Origin of the sequence: Deefgea tanakiae (assembly GCF_019665765.1) — a bacterium.
Lineage (GTDB): Bacteria > Pseudomonadota > Gammaproteobacteria > Burkholderiales > Chitinibacteraceae > Deefgea > Deefgea tanakiae.
Window position 1 is genome coordinate 1,782,667 of sequence record NZ_CP081150.1, and the last position, 19,608, is coordinate 1,802,274.

Here is a 19,608-nt window from a genome sequence, read left to right on the forward strand (position 1 = left end):
TTTCATTTCTATCGAACGCACTATACGCGGGTCATCGTGATTTAACCAAAACAAGCACATTAGACTTAATCGCAGATGAAACACTCACAACTGCCACTCGGGCCATGAGCAACATCAAATCCCAGTAAAGTGGCGGGTTTTCCCGCATGGACAAAGGTTCTACTAAATATGAATAGTATGACAATATAAAGAACATAATATTTAAGGGACTAGTATGAGCAGCAATCGTGACGGATTCACTTCAACCTTTGGCGTTTTAGTCGCCACCCTCGGCTCAGCCGTGGGCCTGGGCAATATCTGGAAATTTCCCTACATGACTGGCACCAATGGCGGCGCTAGTTTCTTGATTGTATATATACTGGCCACCCTGCTAGTTGCTTTGCCAGTCATGATCACCGAAATCATGCTGGGCCGTGCCTCACGCGCCAATGCGGTGACCGCTTTTGAAAAGCTCGCCCCAAAATCACAAAAATTTTGGCCTGTGATTGGCTACATGGGGCTGATTTCAGCAGTCCTTATCCTCGCGTTTTATACCGGAGTAGCAGGCTGGATTTTTGCTTATATCTTTAAATCCATCAGCGGCAGCATCAATAACACCGACCCTGCCAGCGCCAACGCCGCCTTTGGTGCCCTAGTCTCCAACCCGCTGCAAGCATTATTCTGGCAGTGGCTGGTCTTAGCCTGGGCAGGTGCAATCATTATGCTCGGCGTTGCCAAAGGAATTGAAGCGGCCACTAAAAAATTGATGCCGATTTTATTCTTGCTGCTCATTTTGCTTTGCATTCGTAGCCTAACGCTCCCAGGCGCAATGGAGGGCGTGAAGTTTTTATTCTCACCAGACTTTAGCAAAATCAGCGCCACGGTCATCTTGACCGCAGTGGGACTGGCCTTCTTTAAACTCTCAGTCGGCATGGGAACCATGTTGACCTACGGTAGCTACTTCCGGAATGAACAAAATATTCCGCTCACCGCAACACGAGTGATGCTAGCGGACTTATCTGTTTCGCTATTGGCAGGTCTTGCGATTTTCCCTGCCGTATTTTCATTCGGATTTGAGCCTGCAGCTGGCCCATCACTGGTCTTTATGACGATTCCGGCGGTATTTGCCAGCATGCCATTCGGTCAATTCTTTATGGCGTTATTTTTTGTTTTGGCTGCGATTGCTGCGACCGGCGCCATTTTGTCAATCCTTGAAGTGCCAGTCGCCATGTTGTCGGAACGTTTTAGCTTTAGCCGCAAACAAGCCACCGTTATTAGCATTGGCGTGATTGGCTTGTGCGGCATTCCTGCCACGCTATCGATGTCGGTCACTGCGGATTGGAAATTATTTGGTCTAAATCCGTTTGATTTGTTTGATTACATCAGCTCAAACATCTTATTGCCACTGGGCGGGATATTAATTTGTCTATTTGTGGGTTGGGTTTATGGCTTGCCACAACTACAAAAACAACTCAGCAATGACGGGACACTCAATAACGGCTGGGTTATTAAAGCAGTGTTTATGCTCGTACGTTATATCACGCCGGCTTTGATCTTGGTGATTATGCTGAAAGGATTAGGGCTGTTTTAAAAATTTAGGGATGTATTGCCTGCTTGTCATTATCAATCAATACCTAGCAGGCAATACACCCGTTAACTAACAGTAATGATTCAGCGCTCATTGACACCCATGCGCTGAATCAACATCAAATCACCAAATACACCCCATTAAGCAGGCTTACGAAGACCGTTTAACGCCACTTGCAGCATATGCGTGATGATCGACTCGTTATCCATCTTGCTAAACTTCTGCAAATACTCGACCGCAGGGTCGCACGTACGCGAATAGTAGCTAAACAAAACCACATCACTCGGCAATTCAGGATTGAGATCGCCACTTTTTTGAGCAGCCAGCACCAGCTTTTCGATTTGACCGTTTAACTTCAACACACGTGTGATGTATTTCAAGTTACGCATCAACATTTCACGCACATGGGTGCTAGTTGAAGGTAGAAACGGCATCCCGCCTTCTAAGCGCACTCGCAGCGCCCACTCCAGCAAGGCGATGAGCTTTTCAATCGGCTTCAAGTCATTATCCAACTGCGCCAGAAAATCAATCGCACCATCAATCAAACGAATCAAGGCCTCGCCGACTAAATCTTCTTTCGATTTGAAATGCTTATATAGACTAGGCTTAGAGATGCCAACCGCATTGGCGACATCATCCATCGTCATCAGGTCATAGCCTTTTGAGCCCAAAATACTGGTCGTCGCATCCAAAATCGCATTTTCACGCAAGCGAAAGGCCTGATCTTTGAAGCTTAATTTGCTAAAAATACTCATCGGTAAATTTCCGCTACTAATTAGTAGATATTATTTTGAATTGGTAGTAATCTTAGCACTGAAGTAGAAAAACATAAACATCCCTTTATGATGAACGGCAGGAAAAATGATGAATTCAGCTCGACAACGTATCGCAGTGATTGGCTCTGGCATCTCTGGCTTGGCCAGCGCGTATTTTTTGAGTCGCAGTCACGACGTCGTGCTGTTTGAAGCGGGGCGATACTTGGGCGGTCACACCAATACGGTCGACATCAGCATTGAAGGCAAAACGCATCCGGTCGACACGGGTTTCTTAGTATTTAACGAAGCGACCTACCCTAATCTGATCGCGCTTTTTTCCGAGTTGGGCGTGAATACGTATGGCACGGATATGTCGTTTGGCGTGTCGCTTGATGACGGCGACCTTGAATGGGCCGGCACTAACCTGAACACCGTTTTTGCCCAACGTTGCCGCTTGCTGTCACCTTCATTTATCGGCATGTTGCGCGACATCATGCGCTTTAATGCCGCCGCCAATGAAAACCTTGATGAGTGCTTAAAAAACAAAGCGACCTTGGGCCAACTGCTGGTGAGTGGCAATTATGGCGACACCTTCCGCGATGCTTATTTATTACCGATGGCCGCAGCGATTTGGTCTAGCTCACCGAACGACATCTTGGATTTTCCAGCTTCAACCTTTTTGCGCTTTTGCCTGAATCACGCTTTATTACAAGTGAATGACCGCCCGCAATGGCAAACGGTCCAAGGTGGCGCACGTGAATACGTGAAGAAAATAGCGGCGACACTTAACGATGTACGTTTGCAATCGCCGGTATTCCGCGTTGAGCGCATTTCAACAGGTGTCATTGTGACAACTGAAATTGGCGCCGAGCAGTTCGACGCGGTCGTTTTTGCCACGCATGCACCCGACACGCTCGCTATGCTCAGCGACGCGAGCGAAGCTGAAACCGCCCTACTCTCTGCTGTACGCTATCAAGCCAATACGGCAATACTGCATACCGATCAAGCCCAACTACCCAAACTAAAAAAAGTCTGGTCCGCGTGGAATTATCTAGGCGGGGCAAATGTGGATGGACAACGCCCCGTTTGCGTGAGTTATTTACTCAATCAATTGCAAAACCTGCCGTTTCAAACGCCCGTGGTCGTCACACTCAATCCATTTACACCGCCAGCCGCAGATAAAGTATTGGCGCAATTTGAATATCAACATCCGGTATTTGATCACGCTGCCATCGCGGCTCAAGCGCAATTGCCTACCATTCAAGGGAAAAATCGTACTTGGTTTGCAGGCGCTTGGACAGGTTACGGTTTTCATGAAGATGGTTTGAAATCGGCACTGCGCATCGTGTCGGATTTTGGCCTCGCGCCGACATGGACGCGCTTGTTATGAACGAGTCAGCCATGAAACAGTCCACCATGAACGCCGCCGCGCAAATTATTCGTGGGCAAGTGATGCACGAGCGTTTGCGACCAGCCAACAACCGCTTTGTGTATCCGGTTTTTTGCTTGCGACTCAATTTAGCTCGACTTGCTGATATTAAAGTAATAGGCTTTGGCATCAATTGTTTACGGCCAGTCTCAATTTATACCGCCGATTACGGCCCCAAAGACGGCAGCAATCTTGAGCAATGGATGCGCGATTTGCTGGTGCAATACGACATCGATGCCGACGGCGAAATCTGGCTGCATACCTTCCCACGCGTTTTGGGCTTTGTGTTTAATCCAGTGAGTTTTTGGTATTGCTACGATCGCCAAGGCGGGCTGCGTGCGGTACTGGCTGAAGTCAACAACACCTTTGGCGAAACTCACCAGTATTTAATCTCAAGTCATGACCAGCAATGTATAGACAGCAATACCCGAATTGAATGCATCAAGATGATGCATGTATCCCCTTTCTGTGAAGTGCAAGGCCATTATGAATTTGGCTTTCGCGATACCGCGCAAACGGCGTGGGTTGGCATTGATTATTTTGATAATGACGGTTTACTCATCAAAACCTCAGTGGGCGGCAAACGACTTCCACTCAATCAATCCAATTTATGGAGTGCCCTACTCGCGCAACCACTACTGACCATTGGCGTTTTTGCTCGAATTCACTGGCAAGCCTTTCATTTGTGGCGCAAAAAAGTACCCTTTTTTAGTAAGCCTCAGCCTCCCGCAACCATGCTGAGCACATCAAGTACACCTACTACCATCCAATCTATTGCGCAAAAACAGGAGCTGGCATCATGAACCAAACTCAAGTTATTCAAAGCCTTTCGCGCAGCGCCCCCACTGCGGCCAAACTCTTTTTGAATCTACTCGGTCGTTTGCAACATGGGCATTTGCAGTTGATTACGCCAGAAGGCACGCATTTAATGTTCGGCAACTTGCACCAACCACCATCGGCAACTTTGCAAGTGCACGATTGGCGCGCTTGCGGCCGCATTTTACGTGCGGGCGATATTGGCTTTGCCGAAAGCTATGAAGCCGGTTGGATTGATAGCCCCGACCTCACGGCCGTTTTGGCGCTTGCGCTGCGCAACGAAGCCGTACTCGACAAGATGGTGTTTGGCGGCAAGCTGGCCACATTGTGGTATCGGATTAAACACTGGTTGCGCCCAAACACACGCGAAGGCAGCCGCCGCAATATTCATGCGCATTACGATATTGGCAATGACTTTTATCAGCGCTGGCTCGACCCAAGCTGGACATATTCGAGTGCGATTTTCCACGGCGACTACGCGCAATCACTGCAAAGCGCACAAATTGCCAAATACCAACGCATTATCGACGTGCTTGGCCTGCGCGCTGGCAGCCGCGTACTTGAAATCGGTTGCGGCTGGGGCGGCTTTGCCGAACATGCGGCGCGACTCGGTATTCATGTGCACGGCGTAACGATTTCTCCGGCGCAATTGGCCATTGCCCAAGAACGCATCGCCCAACAAGACTTGGGCGAACTCGCGAAACTCGAAATCTGTGATTACCGCGACTTGCAAGGCGAGTACGACGCGATTGTGTCGATTGAAATGTTCGAAGCGGTGGGCGAGCGATTCTGGCCAGAATATTTCAAAACGGTCGCTGCACGCCTCAAATCAGGCGGCAAAGCTTTAATCCAAACCATCACCATTGCCGAATCAGCGTTTGAACGCTATCGCAGCAGTACCGACTTTATTCAGCAATATATTTTTCCCGGCGGCATGTTGCCTAGTCCTGAACGGTTTAATGAAAAGGCCAGTCAAGCGGGTTTACGCACCACTGATCAATATCATTTCGGTGGCGACTACGCTGAAACGCTAAGACGCTGGCGCGCCGATTGGGAAAGTGAAAAAGCCGCGATTAGTGCGCAAGGCTTTGATGAAAAATTCATGCGCATTTGGCGACTGTATTTTGTCTACTGCGAAGCGGGATTTGATGGAGGGAAAACCGATGTCGTGCAATTCTTGCTCCACAAAGACTAAAACCATGCTTAGCGCATGTATTGCTCTATTGACATTATTAGCTTTAGCCTGCATCGCTATACCTGCACAGGCCGCGATCTGGCGTGAACATATTCCACAAGCGCAAGCGATAGGAAGCGGCGATTTGCGCTGGTTTGGTCTGCGGATTTATACCGCGAAATTGTGGAGCGAAACAAAGCCATTTGATATGAATGCCCCATTTGCTTTGGAGCTAACTTATCACCGCAATATCAGCCGCGAGCAATTTGTTGAAACCAGTTTGGACGAAATTACGCGGCTCTTTGGCACGCGATACAGCGCAGAAACCCTCAAGCGTTGGGAAGCCGAAATGCAGCGCGCTTTTACCGATGTAAAGTCTGGCGATCAGCTCATCGGCGTGTTTATCCCAAACCAAGGCAGCCGCTTTTATAGCCGGAATAAATTACTGGCCGATATCCGCGACCCCGAGTTTGCCAAAGCTTTTTTTGCCATTTGGTTTGATGCGCGCAGTAAAGATACCGATTTGCGTGCGCAATTATTAGGCAACAAGCCATGAAAACCACCAGCCCTCTTGCCTACGCTAGCTACGGCCTACTCGGCCTGCCACTGGCAATGGCGGCGCTGCCCGTCTATGTGCAAATCCCCGCTTATTACAGTGGGCAACTGGGTTTAGCGCTGGGGCTGACGGGCTGGGTGTTATTTTTGGCGCGCATGGTTGATACCTTTCAAGATCCACTGCTGGGTCGCTGGATTGATCGAATCAATGGCAATATCACGGCGTGGTTTTGGAGTGGCGCAGCGATTTTAGCCTTGGCGTTTTTCGGCTTGTGGTTACCGCCGGTATCGAGTGGCGATACGATGTATCTTGCGCTATGGCTTGCTGCCATGTTAATTGCAGCTTATACCGCACACAGCATGCTTAATATTGCCTATTTAACTTGGGGAGCACGGATTGATGCCGGTTCTGGAAGTCATGATCAAGGATTGCTGGGCGCGGCCGCGTGGCGCGAAGGCGCGGGGCTATTCGGCGTCATTTTAGCCAGCGTCATCCCAAGCTGGATCATGAGCCGCCCAGCCGCAACACTAAGTGGCGACTTAGCCAGCTACAGCATCGGCTTTGCACTCATTTTAGTGTTGGCTGTGTTTGTATTGCTCAAATTTGCCCCTGCTTGGCAGCGCAACAAGAACACCGAAACAACGCCTAGTTGGCAAGCCACTTGGACTTTGATGAAAGCCCATCAAGGCTTTCGCCAGCTATTACCACCCTACTTCTTAAATGCGATTTCAGTCGCAATTCCATCGACCTTGGCGCTGTTTTTCATCAACGATAGGTTGCAAGCACCGAGCTACGCGGGCGCATTTTTGGCCAGCTATTTTATCGCCGCCGCAATCGGCTTGCCGCTGTGGGTGATGGCGGCAAAAAAAATCGGCGTTTTGTGTGCATGGCGCTGGGGAATGGTGCTGGCGATTATCGCTTTTTGCAGCGCGGCAACCTTGGGCGCGGGTGACATCATTGCTTATTTGATCGTGTGCATAGCGGCAGGACTCGCGCTGGGCGCAGACTTGGCTTTGCCCCCCGTGCTATTAGCGCAACTCATCCGCAAGGACAGTTCACCCGCCAGTTATTTTGGCGTTTGGACGCTACTGGGCAAATTAGCACTGGCGCTGTCTGGCTTGGCACTGCCCGCCTTAGCAGCGCTCGATTATCAACCGGGAACTCCAGCAGGACCGGCGCTGGCGTGGGTTTACGCTGGCGTACCTTGCGCCTTTAAATTAGTGGCCTTTTTGCTGCTCACACGTATCAAAACCACCCAAGCAGGAGTTTCATCATGAAAAAATCAATCATCGCCGCCTTGTGTGGCCTGCTGACTGCCTGCGCGTCGCCCGATGTGGCGCAATATCAAAAAGCCGAGCCCAAGCTGGATTTAGTGCATTATTTTGTCGGCAAAACCGATGCATGGGGCATGTTTCAAAAACGCAGCGGCGAAGTCGTCAAGCGATTCCATGTCGAAATCACTGGCACACACAACAACGGCAAACTCGTGCTCGACGAACAATTTAAGTACGACGATGGTACTACCCAGCAACGAATCTGGACGCTAACGCAAGCCGCAGATGGTAGTTGGCGCGGCACGGCCGATGATGTTAAAGGCGAAGCCATTGGAAAAGTGGCGGGCAATGCACTGAACTGGCGCTACACAATGTTTTTGCCCGTAGATGGAAAAACTTATGAAGTGCAGTTTGACGATTGGATGTTCCTGATTGACGATAAATCCATGCTTAATCGCGCTAGCATGCAGAAGTTTGGCTTTGAGCTTGGTCAAGTCACCTTATTCTTTAAGAAGAGAGACTAGCCATGTTTGCCCCACTGAATCGCCCTATTGAACACTGGGCTGGGCAACGCGTCTGGCTCATTGGCGCGTCCAGCGGCATCGGTGCAGCGCTCGCGAAACATGCTTTGGCTGCGGGAGCCAGTGTGATTTTGTCAGCGCGTCGCCAACCCCAATTAGCGCTTGTTGCGCAGCAACACCCCAAAGCGATGGTGCTGCCATTTGATGTACTCGATACTGCCGCTTGGCAAAGTAGTTATACCGAAATCGTTTCGCGGATGGGTGGGATTGATTTAGTCGTGTTTTGCGCTGCCGATTACCGCCCCGAACGCACTTGGGAAGTCAACCCAAGCACCGCAGCACAAACCCTGCAAATCAATTTGGGCAGTGTTTACACTGGGCTTGCTACCATTTTGCCCGACCTGATTGCACGCGGGAGTGGCGGAATTGGCCTGATTGCGAGTGTAGCGGGCTATATGGGCTTGCCCAACGCCAGCGTGTATGGCCCCAGCAAGGCCGCGATGATCAATTTGGCGGAGATTTTGTATGGTGACTTGCACCCCAAAGGATTGAATGTGTATTTAATCAATCCTGGCTTTGTGAAAACACATCTAACAGCTAAAAATGAATTCACCATGCCCGCGTTGCAAACACCAGAGCAGGCAGCTAGTGCGATTTGGCAGGGCATTAGCGCTGGTAAATTTGAAATTCATTTCCCGCGCCGATTTACGCAAATGCTAAAATTTTTACAACTTTTACCTTACCGCTGCCGCTTTGCGCTGCTGTCCAAATTTGTGAAAACACCATGACCACACTACTACCTCTGCTGAACTGGTACAGCACACTCACACCGCATACGATTCAATATGCCAAGCAGTTTTATACACCCACGGCGCGCTTTAAAGATCCATTTAATGATGTGACGGGCATCCCCGCTATTGAAAGCATTTTTAAACATATGTTCGCCACCACCGAAAACCCGCGCTTTGTGATTGGTGAGCAAATCGTGCAGCATCAGCAAGCGTTTGTGACTTGGACTTTTGAATTTAGCCTGAATGGCAAGCCATACCAAATCGTTGGGGGCTCGCACTTGGTGTTTAATGAGGCAGGCTTGGTCACGCTGCACCGTGATTATTGGGATGCCGCCGAAGAATTACTGCAAAAACTACCTATCGTTGGTGCGCCAATCCGCTGGTTACGTGGCAAATTTGCAGTCAAGCATGACTCTTGACCTTTAAATAAGTGTATATCCACACAAGCATTGACAAACAATAGCTTCAAATTAATACCCATAAAAAAGCACGAACATCGTTCGTGCTTTTTTACATCAAATAATGAAATTATTGACGTGGTGCAATGCGCGCGTTATTGCCTTTACCTTCGATAAAGACTTGTTGACCAACGCGCAAGCTACGATCAGCTGGCTGTTGATTCACTACCACCAAGACGCCACTTTCAACGCGAACCACAACTTGTTGCGTTGGCTCTTTGTCGTTGTAATTGCGTTCAATCGTGCTGCCAGCAACTGCGCCACCCACTGCCCCCGCCACAATCGCGAGATCACGGCCTGTACCGCCACCGACCAATGAACCCAACAAGCCACCAGCACCCGCGCCCAATACCGCACCGACGCCCAATTGGCGACCACTGCTGATTTGAACATCAGAAATCTGTTCAATCTTACCCACCTGAATTTGCAATGGCTCGTTCGTTGTCGCGCAACCAGCAAACAAAATTAAAGAAGCCATAGCCAAACCGGCTTTCATGCGGCCAGAAATAGTCATTTGAGTTTTCATTTCGTGATCACCTTTCAATTGTTGAGAAATTTAAAGTATTTCTTGAGGCGTAAAATGCTAATTAATTATAACGCAAGAATATCATTTGGCTTGCTGAATTTAGCTTTCAAGCAACAAGCACACTCATTTCTTGATTATCAGAAAACCAATGCTAAAGCCTCAATTGGCATTGCTTTCCACCAAAAGGCAAAGAAATGACAGCACATGCTGACATGACTACCGAGTGCGTCACTTTTCCCGTAAAATCGATGTTTTGCTTCTAACTCTCAGGCAACCATGACATCAGCACAGATTCGCCAAAAGTTCTTGGACTTTTTCGCCAGCAAAGGCCACCAAATTGTGGCGTCTTCCAGCTTGATTCCTTTGAATGACCCGACCATTTTGTTCACCAATGCCGGGATGAACCAATTTAAAGACGTATTTTTAGGTTTTGATAAACGCTCGTACACACGCGCAACGTCTAGCCAAAAATGCGTACGCGCTGGTGGTAAACACAACGACCTCGAAAACGTCGGCTATACCGCCCGCCACCATACCTTTTTTGAAATGCTCGGCAACTTCTCGTTTGGCGATTATTTCAAACGCGATGCGATTTTCTACGCATGGGAATTTCTGACTGGCCCAGAATGGCTCGCCATTCCAAAAGAAAAACTGATGGTCACCGTGTACGCCACGGATGACGAAGCTTACGATATCTGGAACAAAGAAATCGGCGTACCCGCCGACAAAATCGTTCGCATTGGCGACAACAAAGGCCCGGGAGCATCAGACAATTTCTGGCAAATGGGCGACACTGGCCCGTGTGGTCCATGTAGCGAAATTTTCTACGACCACGGCGCACACCACTGGGGTGGCCCTCCAGGATCGCCTGAAGAAGACGGCGACCGTTTCATCGAAATCTGGAACAACGTGTTTATGCAATTCAACCGTGACGAAGCCGGTGTATTGCATCCACTGCCAAAACCATCGGTGGATACCGGCATGGGCTTGGAGCGGATTTCTGCCGTCATGCAAGGCGTACACGCCAATTACGAAATCGATTTGTTTCGACATCTGCTTGCCGCAGCGAAACGCGAAACCGGCGCTGCGGATGCTGATTCGCCATCGCTACGTGTGATTGCCGACCATATTCGCTCTTGTGCGTTCTTGGTCGCCGATGGCGCATTGCCAGCCAACGATGGCCGTGGGTATGTATTGCGCCGGATTATCCGCCGCGCGGTACGTCATGGTTACAAGCTCGGTCAAAAAGGTTATTTCTTCCACAAACTGGTTGCGCCATTGGCTGAAGTGATGGGTGATGCCTATCCAGAATTGCGTCAGCGCCAAGCGCATATTGTTGAAGCACTCAAAAACGAAGAAGAAATCTTCGGCCGCACGCTTGACAACGGCATGGCCTTGCTCGACACCGTGTTGGCTGGTGGCAAGCAAGTGCTCGATGGCGATGTCGCGTTCAAATTGTCTGACACTTACGGCTTCCCAATCGATTTGACTGCTGACGTATGCCGCGAGCGCAATGTCACTGTCGATATCGCCGGCTTTGAAGCCGCACTCGAAGTACAACGCAAGCAATCGAAAGCGGCTGGCTCATTCAAAATGACGGCAGGCTTGGCCTACGAAGGCGAGGCTTCTTGCTTCCACGGCTATCTTGAGAGCAGCCGCTCAGCCAAAGTATTGGCGCTGTATAAAGGCAGCGAACAAGTACAAACGCTTGAAAATGGCGACGAAGGCGTAGTTGTTCTCGATCACACGCCGTTTTATGCTGAATCAGGCGGCCAAGCTGGCGATGTCGGCGTGATTGCTGGCCCTGGCGTATTTAATGTCACCGACACACAAAAAGTGAAAGCTGATGTATTTGGTCACCAAGGCCAAATCATCAGCGGCACACTGAAAGTGGGCGATGAAGTTACCGCCAGCATCGATATTGCCAAGCGCCAAGCCAGCCAACGAAATCACTCAGCAACGCATTTATTGCACGCTGCGCTGCGCGAAGTGCTCGGCACGCACGTTGAGCAAAAAGGCTCTTTGGTGAATGCAGAGCGCACACGCTTTGACTTCTCGCACCCGAAAGCGGTCACTGCGGAAGAAATCGCCAAGATCGAAAGCTTGGTCAACCACGTCATCATGGCCAACGAAGAAGCCCAAGTTCGCTTAATGAGCTACGACGACGCGATTAAATTCGGCGCAATGGCTTTGTTCGGCGAGAAATACGGCGACGAAGTTCGCGTATTGAAAATGGGCGAGTTCTCAACCGAACTGTGTGGCGGTACGCACGTTACACGCACAGGCGATATTGGCTTATTCAAGATCGTTGCTGAAGGTGGTATTGCTGCAGGCGTTCGCCGGATTGAAGCGATTACCGGAACTGCTGCACTCGTAGCTGTGCAAGCACAAGATGCTGAACTCAAAACAGCAACGACTATCGTTGGCGCACACGCTGGTGAATTGCTCGGTAAGCTGGAAAAAATACAAGCTGACCTGAAAGCGGCGCAAAAAGAAATTACCGCACTCAAAGGCCAAATGGCATTCGGTCAACTCGACCAACTGCTTGCGGTTGGCATGCGAACTATCAACGGCGTACGTTGCATTGGCAGCGTAGTCGAAGACGTTGACGCTGCGACCTTGCGCGAGATGAGCAATAAGCTGATGGATCGCTTAGAAAGCGGCATCGCCCTACTCGCTTGTGTAGCCGATGGTAAAGTCAGCCTCATCGCCCGCGTGTCGTCTGATTTGACTAGCAAAGTGAAAGCAGGTGAACTCGTTAATGTTGCTGCGCAACTCGTCGGCGGTAAAGGCGGCGGCCGCCCTGATCTTGCCCAAGCGGGTGGTACTGAACCCGCCAAATTGCAAGAAGCTATGCAGGCTGCGGCGAGTTGGTTGGAGAGTAAACTGTAATCGCAGTAAATTAAAGCAAACAGCCACCCCTTGTTATATGGTGTAGGTTAATGCTACTAATGCACCAATACTAACCAACTAAAATGCCATTCTTAACCTTAAGAATGGCATTTTTTATGTGCGCAATATTGAAATGTGGTGTTAAAACTGCACTAATAGGGGTTGAGTTACTATTGTAGTTAGGGTGTTCCTAAAACTTAGATCAGTCTGGATGAACTATGGTTTGCATAAGGTTTGATTCTAAGATTTATTAAGCATGAGCAGACACCAACTCAAACCCTCCAAACCTGCACCCATCAGCGTCAACCATTCCTTGCATGCCAATAATCTGGAATCACGGCTTCAACTGATTTCCAGAGTGCGGGTGGTGGTCGTGGTGTTTGAGGTGGCATAGAGACGCAATTGGTCGATACCGCTTTCCATCGGATTGGCGATATACGGCGATTTTGCCTCAATCACCGCCAGCGGCAAGCCATTCACAAAAAGCACAATATCGGGAATCACATTCTGATTAATGCCCTCGATTTTGAACTGATTAACGCACAAAAATTCATTATTGCTGATGTCGTCAAAGTCGATGATCTTTACCGTCTACCCACGACGGCCATACCCCAAATCCTGTTCGACCGACTGGTAATGCACCAAGGTTTGCCACAGTTTTTGGTTAGCCTCCATCAAGGTCACCGTCACCGGATGCGTAATCTCGCGCATCACCTTGCGCAGATTTTCATCGCTAATCCACGGATTAATCCGCAAAATCGCCGCCCGCAAGCGCTTCTCTAGCACCACCTCACGCCAATATTCACGTTCGCCGTTGGGCGTAGGAGCAAAATCATTGCCATTCAAATAAATCCAGCCCAAGGCTTGTAATTGCTCAAGTGCGGGCAGTTCTACTTTGTCGAATTCGTCGTTGGTCATGCGCAGAGTCTATGTGAGTGTTGAAGTTGCAGCTTAATATTTAAAGAAAAATTCAATAAGTTCGCATGAATTTAAAACTCCTTAATTGAGTCAATTGCAAAACGAACTTCTGGAAGAGCATCAACTGAGGCCTCTGCAAGTAACGCCTGTAGTGCAGGGTTTTCCGGTAGTTGGCCGACAAGTATTTTAGCCAATTTCACGCATGCTTCCCGAATACTGGATGAATTAACAGCCTCCCTACTTTTTGGATCAATATTGGCGTAGGTTGCTGCATTAAAGACATCAGGAATGGCCTCTGTCAGCGTTGCAACTTGCTCAGCAGATAAAAATTGTTCTTTGTACAGCTCACCTGAAATCCAAAGTAATTGTTGCAACCCCACCATGCGACCTGATTCGATAATAACGATTAATCTTGAAATCAAGCTTTTAAGCTGCAACGAGGTTGCCGCTCCTGATTGCCCCATCCATTTTTGCAGAGCAAAGGCCGCGTAAATCACGGCAACGGCATCTGAACTCTGCAAAGCCTTTTTAATATTCTTTTCAACGGAATAGGCTATCTGCTCATCAATTTCTGTAAAGTAAATTAACGCAGGGAGAGCGGTAATGGCCTCATCAATTTGAGAGTAAAAAGCCTGTAATTGCTCAAATCGCTGATTAGTTTTCGCTTCGCTGGAGAGTGCCGGTGCAATTGCGGAGGAAAGTGCATTACCAATACTTTCAGCTAACTGCTTTTGATTGTTGCGAGCAGCTCCTAAATAATCCGTATCGACTTTGAATGGTCGCCATTGCACCAGGCGATCAAACAAGATTAATGCCTGTTCTGGTGTAGGAAACAGATGTGTTTTCACATTCACAGCGGCATTTACCATTCCTGATAAAATCAAGACCGCTCGCTGAATTTCTGGGGATGGGTAGCTACGCAGTTCTTTCTGAGTATCAGTTAAAATATCCTCGTTATGTTCATACAAATAACGATAAATCAATGATCTGACTTGTGCATTGTCCTCTGAAGGTAGGAGTAGATAGGCATGAGGATATAAGTTTGCTACGTTTGGCAATAATTGGTATTCCGGCTTGCTTCCCCAAATTGCATCTGCTAATTTTGTTTGCTCTAATTGCGTCAGAAAACCTTCTTTTTCAACTAAGGGTAAAAGCCTCAATATGGCAGCGGAGCTCGATGTAGACTCGTCCGTTGCTACAGCATTGATTAGTTCGCCGATACGTTTTTCTAATCCGGGGCAATCATTACGCTCGTTGATGTGATGAATCACGGGATTTGGCCAGCGATCTCCATCGCTGGTTGGCACTTCAAGGGCCAAGGGAAACACTAACGTATTTGCCAATAACCCCCCCTGATCTATCGCTGGAATGCTTATTAGCGAATGAGTTAGTAGAGAGCCGATGACTTCAAACAACCAGAAATGTTGCAAGTTCGACTGTTGCCCGAGTGAGAGAGCCAACCTAAAAATTTCTTTGGCCTTTTCTGTAGGTACTCGAATAGCTAGACGTGCTAATACCTCAATTAGAACCAGTAAAACAGAAAGTGCATGGTCTTGCTGCTCATCGGTGCCATTGCCCCGCAGTTTTCGCCAGTAATCAATCGCGATCAAAATACGATCAATCAAAATATCCACAACATCTTTTGATGCTCTAGCAACACCGATCCGAGTAAAAAAATCTTTGATTGTTGGCGAAGTTTCACTGTTAGCAGCGCGAATTGCTAAGGTATAGTTCCATAGCTCTATTCCGACACCGCCAGATAACATCAATTTTTCAACAGCCCAAGCGAGTAGATCTACGTTTATTAACGCTCGGCCAGAACGCAAAGGAATACCAACGCTTCTGGTCAATCCTTCCATCAGGAAAAACTCGGCTGTTTCATTACTGATTGAATACTGGTTTGAGTTGTCCCGATAGTGGCCTTGTGTAAATGAAGGTTCAATTGGGTTTTGTTTTTTAATGAATTCTTCTTGCCGCTTTCGAAGTTTTTCTTGAATCTCTTCGATCCAGCGCCATGGATCGCATCTCCATTTTCGATACACACTTTCAGCAAATGCAGGAAGCTTTTCAGTCCCTTCTTGATCAAATCTAGCACTTCGAGCTGATTTTAGTAACCAATGAACCCAGGTTAGGCGCGATAAGGTAGAGATAGAGTTACGATCACGGCGGTAGCTTTCACGTAATTCGCCATAAGCCTTGCTGATTAATTGAGTTCCTTCATCAAACCTCCCCAAAGCCATTAGCAATGCCGCTTGGCGTACTTTCCAAATGGGATCTTCGCCAATGATTTTTCCAAGCTCGACTTCCATGCCTGCATAATTCAACGCATCCCTAGCAACAAGGGCTCGATGGTAGGCTAATTCGGCTCCGGCATCTGGCAGATACTGCGCATGTTTTTCTAATACGCTGATCAGTGCGTGTATACGTTCTTGAACTACTGCCTTGCCCGCATCGTCATCAGCATTTAGCCATCGACTGTTTTTAAGCAGTAATAAGGCAATTTCCAATTGTTGTCGTTTACTGATCGCGCATGGCTGATCAGGGTTGGCAAATTGGAAAAGGGTTTCCATAAGCCAAGGCGCAATGTACTCAAAAGTAATGTTATATCGCCATGCTATTTCGTAAACCAACTTGGCTCGATCTGCCTCGTCAAGCGCTGCAATGTTATTTGCACTGGGATATGGATCACATAGTTGAGAACGTATCTGCCACTGCAGTGCTGGAGGGCATACCAACCATCCAGGATAGGACTCTCGATCACTTTTTAATGCATCTAGCTGCCCTTTTAACAGCGTGGCTGCGTATTCATGTTCTTTGTATGTGCGAGTGTGGTCATCTGAAGTAACTTGCGAACGATGTAAATTACTTGGTGACCACTCATGAGGAGTCGTTTTGGAGCAGCCTTCGTCTTTCATTGCCAGCAGAAACGATTCAGTCGCATTTTGATGCCTGAGATCACGATCATCAATATGTTTCACTAAATCCCACAAATCTATCGGGGCGACGTTGATCGACTCCAGATACTTGCGCTGCGCTGCTGTTAGATTTAAAGCGCCAACCAGATAAATTTTCCGCGCATGATCGGCTAATTGATCGCGCACCCAACCAGCCCATTGCAAGAAATTGGGGTCGTCGCCAGAAAAACCCAGTAAACAAAGCTCATTTTCGATAAATACTTGCCGTGCAAAATTAATGAATGGCGCAAATTTTGCTGGATACGTTCGGTAATCTTCTTGTGCAGCAATAAAAGTGTCGGTGATTCCGATGGTACCGTGAAGCTTAACAATGCGCGGAGATGGTGCCCATGACAGATCTGCTGGCTTGGTGACTGGGGTGTAATAAGGACCGTGAACATCTTTGCACGCGCGTTCCAATAGTGTATCCCAATTGGTAGTCATGATTTCTGACCATGGCAACTCCAACAGTGACTGGTAAAGCGCTCCGGTTCTCCACGCCTCGTCGTCGATTTCGGAGCGAACTCGGTCGTTCAATGCTGCTTGCCCAAAGTAAGCTCGATATTCCTCCGCTACGCGTAAGGGATCAGAAAAACTGTGATTCTTATCATTGGGGCTGAGTTCTGCAACAAGCTTTTTGCTGAAATCATTCCACAGTGACATTTTCTTTTCGCCGCCGACGTGACATGCAGCGCTACGACTAAAGCCTGCGCCAATCATGATGGCTGCACCATGTTGGCTAGCATCAAATTTATGAAGGGCAGACGCTAATTTTTTAATTGCAGGGTAGTCGGAAAGGTCGCTTATTTTAGTCATAGTTTATTCACAAGATGAACCACAAAAACACCCGCAATACGGGACGTATATACGCATAACTATTTTTAAAATAGGCGTATAGCAGAATACCCTTACTGGTATATCTTTTACTATAACGTAGGGTAGTTACTCCACTCCTCAATCACAATGGATTCCAACGGAACACTATTATCGCTAAGCAAAACAATATTAAAACTGCTATTTGATCGCGTTGAATGGTATTTGATTGCATCAAAACCCGCTTGCAGTGCGCAATCTCGTACAAATCGGGTAAACACGTACATTGGCTTGTGCCAACCGGTTTCATCTTGCCGAGCACTCATAAACGCTGAATATGCCAAAGTGCTAAATAGCGACTCATGCTCTTCTTCGTCTCGGCCATACTCACGGGTGAGATCCAAAATTTTCAACGGCTGCGTAATGGTCAATTTTGCAATCATGCAATCTACGTTTCTTAACTCATAAAAGCATGTTTGCGCATCACTGGCCAAATACAACGCAGGTAATCCTGCGTGGTTATAGCGGCCTTCACCCACATATTCTTTTGGCGGGTAGCTAAATTCAGTTGCTAACCACTCTGTCTTTACCTTGGGGTCAATTGCTCTCGCACGAAACAACGGGGCCAATACTATTTCAGGTGTGTACGTTGAACCGAGTTCACAGATTGCTGTATGCACTTTTTGTGCAAATGGATTGGTTAGTAGCAAAAAAGGCGTTTCTTTTCTGACTCGATCCAGCTCGACAGCATGCTGCTCAAACTCGGGGTCAACCATGAATGGCAATTCATAACACCAGATGTTGTATTTCAATGGACTGCCACACCTTGGGCATTCTATCTTTTTGATGAAATAATCAAATTCATCTTTGGTGTAGCAGTCTTGAAGTCGTGAGCCGCTGTAAAACGAATCCATGTCAATGCTATTGCATTGGAATTTTGCATCCTCTGCTCCGTAAGCCAACGGCCACGAAGCTAAAAAATCATCGTAGCAATGATCGCAGCATGCAATGTCGGCACTCATCCATGACTCAACATCCCGATAAAAAAGCTCTTCAAACCAATATTTATCTTCATATTCAACTTCTGGCATTAACTTTCAACGTCCAATAAATAAGATTCGAGCAAAGTGAATGGTATATTCACATAAGCTGAAATCAGGTGATATGACTTTCAGCCATTTTAGCGAGTAATCTTACTCTATAACAGTAGGCTTACACAGGGGAAAGCAACGGGAATGTCATTTAAGAGTACTGGATCATCGTGCAATCGATGACTAAAATGCATATTGAAGTTGAATGAATGGATTAGGACGGATTACAAAGCAGAACGCCACATCTCAACCCATTTGGATTAAAGAAAATGGCGTGATTTGGGGAGGGCGAAACCGAGATGATTAGCTGTACATAAAATACAATTTTGCGGCTTGCCGCAGTACGGCGTTTTCTTGTTCAAGCTGCTGCATCCTTCGCGCCAAAGCGGTAGATGCAGTTGGCTCCGGTACTGGGCTTGTCCGCACCGAACCACGAGAAAGGAAGCCCTCAATACCGATTTGAGTCCACGCATAAATGGTGGATGGATGAACATTGAACTTACGTGATGCTTTGGCAATTTTGTTGCCTTTACCAAGGTACTGCAACACCTCAATCTTGAAGTGATTTTCATATATATTCTTCATGATCGCTTGATTACTAAGAAATCCTTAGTATACCTTATGGGGCGATACTAAGAAAATCTTAGGCATGATTCTCTCGCCAACGGCAATTGCATGCCTTCGATTTGTCCCATCCCCCAACGCCTCAAAGAAGCCCGCACCAACAATAATCTGAGCCAACAAAAGCTTGGTGAATTACTCGGGCTAGAGGCAGGCAATGCGAGCGCACGGATGAATCAATACGAACGAGGAAAGCACACGCCAGACTTTGATACCCTTAAGCGGATTGCTGAGGTATTGGATGTGCCCGTGGCGTATTTTTACTGCGAAGATGAGCTGGAAGCGAAGATTGTTGAGGCGATGCACAAGCTTGACTCGACGAAGAAGATTGCTGTGCTGGAGTTTTTGGGGCGGCTCACTAATGGTTAATTTTATGGCTTCTGCAGGTTTGGCTTTTAATAAGGTATCACTTCATATTGTCGTTAAACTAATATTCATGGAATTAGAATAAG

General features: G+C 47.8%; 18 protein-coding genes. 11 read left to right on the forward strand and 7 right to left on the reverse strand.

The features are described 5' to 3' along the window. Positions 1-214 precede the first annotated feature (214 nt). Positions 215-1,570 carry a sodium-dependent transporter gene (locus tag K4H28_RS08370; RefSeq protein WP_221004777.1) on the forward strand — a complete coding sequence of 452 codons (1,356 nt, stop codon included), beginning with the start codon at positions 215-217 and terminating at the stop codon, positions 1,568-1,570. A 137-nt stretch (positions 1,571-1,707) separates the two neighbouring features. On the opposite strand, the gene K4H28_RS08375 is transcribed toward K4H28_RS08370, so the two are convergent. Then, a complete protein-coding gene (locus tag K4H28_RS08375) occupies positions 1,708-2,322 on the reverse strand; it encodes a TetR/AcrR family transcriptional regulator (RefSeq protein WP_221004778.1) in 615 nt (204 codons plus the stop codon). Positions 2,323-2,428: 106 nt separating this feature from the next. On the opposite strand from K4H28_RS08375, the gene K4H28_RS08380 reads away from it, so the two are divergent. Genes K4H28_RS08380 through K4H28_RS08415 form a run of 8 tightly spaced genes read left to right on the forward strand, consistent with a single transcriptional unit; the run spans position 2,429 to position 9,302 of the window. Next, positions 2,429-3,712, forward strand: a complete 1,284-nt coding sequence (locus tag K4H28_RS08380; protein ID WP_255573478.1) for an NAD(P)/FAD-dependent oxidoreductase — start codon at positions 2,429-2,431, stop codon at positions 3,710-3,712. An 11-nt stretch (positions 3,713-3,723) separates the two neighbouring features. Next, positions 3,724-4,554, forward strand: a complete 831-nt coding sequence (locus tag K4H28_RS08385) for a DUF1365 domain-containing protein (RefSeq protein ID WP_255573479.1) — start codon at positions 3,724-3,726, stop codon at positions 4,552-4,554. Beyond that, positions 4,551-5,762 (forward strand): SAM-dependent methyltransferase, encoded by a 1,212-nt coding sequence (locus K4H28_RS08390; protein ID WP_221004779.1) that lies wholly within the window; start codon positions 4,551-4,553, stop codon positions 5,760-5,762. The genes K4H28_RS08385 and K4H28_RS08390 overlap by 4 nt, the downstream gene beginning before the upstream one ends. Before the next feature lie 4 nt (positions 5,763-5,766). Beyond that, complete coding sequence (locus tag K4H28_RS08395) at positions 5,767-6,297, forward strand: chalcone isomerase family protein (protein ID WP_255573480.1); 531 nt, start codon at positions 5,767-5,769, stop codon at positions 6,295-6,297. Then, positions 6,294-7,574: an MFS transporter gene (locus K4H28_RS08400; RefSeq protein WP_221004780.1), complete on the forward strand. Its 1,281-nt coding sequence runs from the start codon at positions 6,294-6,296 to the stop codon at positions 7,572-7,574. Before K4H28_RS08395 ends, K4H28_RS08400 begins: the two co-directional genes overlap by 4 nt. Beyond that, on the forward strand, positions 7,571-8,095 hold the full coding sequence (locus tag K4H28_RS08405) for a DUF3833 domain-containing protein (protein ID WP_221004781.1): 525 nt from the start codon (positions 7,571-7,573) through the stop codon (positions 8,093-8,095). The genes K4H28_RS08400 and K4H28_RS08405 overlap by 4 nt, the downstream gene beginning before the upstream one ends. A gap of 2 nt (positions 8,096-8,097) precedes the next feature. After that, complete coding sequence (locus K4H28_RS08410; RefSeq protein WP_221004782.1) at positions 8,098-8,880, forward strand: SDR family NAD(P)-dependent oxidoreductase; 783 nt, start codon at positions 8,098-8,100, stop codon at positions 8,878-8,880. Further along, a complete protein-coding gene (locus K4H28_RS08415) occupies positions 8,877-9,302 on the forward strand; it encodes a nuclear transport factor 2 family protein (protein ID WP_221004783.1) in 426 nt (141 codons plus the stop codon). Before K4H28_RS08410 ends, K4H28_RS08415 begins: the two co-directional genes overlap by 4 nt. Positions 9,303-9,411: 109 nt before the next feature. On the opposite strand, the gene K4H28_RS08420 is transcribed toward K4H28_RS08415, so the two are convergent. Next, on the reverse strand, positions 9,412-9,867 hold the full coding sequence (locus K4H28_RS08420; RefSeq protein WP_221004784.1) for a glycine zipper 2TM domain-containing protein: 456 nt from the start codon (positions 9,865-9,867) through the stop codon (positions 9,412-9,414). 276 nt (positions 9,868-10,143) lie between these two features. On the opposite strand from K4H28_RS08420, the gene alaS reads away from it, so the two are divergent. Next, on the forward strand, positions 10,144-12,759 hold the full coding sequence (gene alaS, locus K4H28_RS08425) for an alanine--tRNA ligase (RefSeq protein WP_221004785.1): 2,616 nt from the start codon (positions 10,144-10,146) through the stop codon (positions 12,757-12,759). Positions 12,760-13,101: 342 nt separating this feature from the next. Here the strand turns inward: alaS and K4H28_RS08430 are convergent, their stop codons facing one another. The 5 genes from K4H28_RS08430 to K4H28_RS08450 form a co-directional block, all read right to left on the reverse strand. Next, complete coding sequence (locus tag K4H28_RS08430; RefSeq protein ID WP_221008000.1) at positions 13,102-13,341, reverse strand: type I restriction endonuclease; 240 nt, start codon at positions 13,339-13,341, stop codon at positions 13,102-13,104. Positions 13,342-13,350: 9 nt separating this feature from the next. After that, on the reverse strand, positions 13,351-13,677 hold the full coding sequence (locus K4H28_RS08435; RefSeq protein ID WP_221004786.1) for a type I restriction endonuclease: 327 nt from the start codon (positions 13,675-13,677) through the stop codon (positions 13,351-13,353). Between the two features lie 71 nt (positions 13,678-13,748). Continuing rightward, positions 13,749-17,447 (reverse strand): SIR2 family NAD-dependent protein deacylase, encoded by a 3,699-nt coding sequence (locus K4H28_RS08440; protein WP_221004787.1) that lies wholly within the window; start codon positions 17,445-17,447, stop codon positions 13,749-13,751. Positions 17,448-17,557: 110 nt separating this feature from the next. Beyond that, positions 17,558-18,535, reverse strand: coding sequence for an RES family NAD+ phosphorylase (locus K4H28_RS08445; RefSeq protein WP_221004788.1), 978 nt, complete (start codon positions 18,533-18,535; stop codon positions 17,558-17,560). A 303-nt stretch (positions 18,536-18,838) separates the two neighbouring features. Further along, a complete protein-coding gene (locus K4H28_RS08450; RefSeq protein ID WP_221004789.1) occupies positions 18,839-19,120 on the reverse strand; it encodes a helix-turn-helix domain-containing protein in 282 nt (93 codons plus the stop codon). Positions 19,121-19,210: 90 nt separating this feature from the next. Between K4H28_RS08450 and K4H28_RS08455 the strand changes: the two genes are divergently transcribed. Further along, a complete protein-coding gene (locus K4H28_RS08455; protein WP_221004790.1) occupies positions 19,211-19,525 on the forward strand; it encodes a helix-turn-helix domain-containing protein in 315 nt (104 codons plus the stop codon). Positions 19,526-19,608 lie beyond the last annotated feature (83 nt).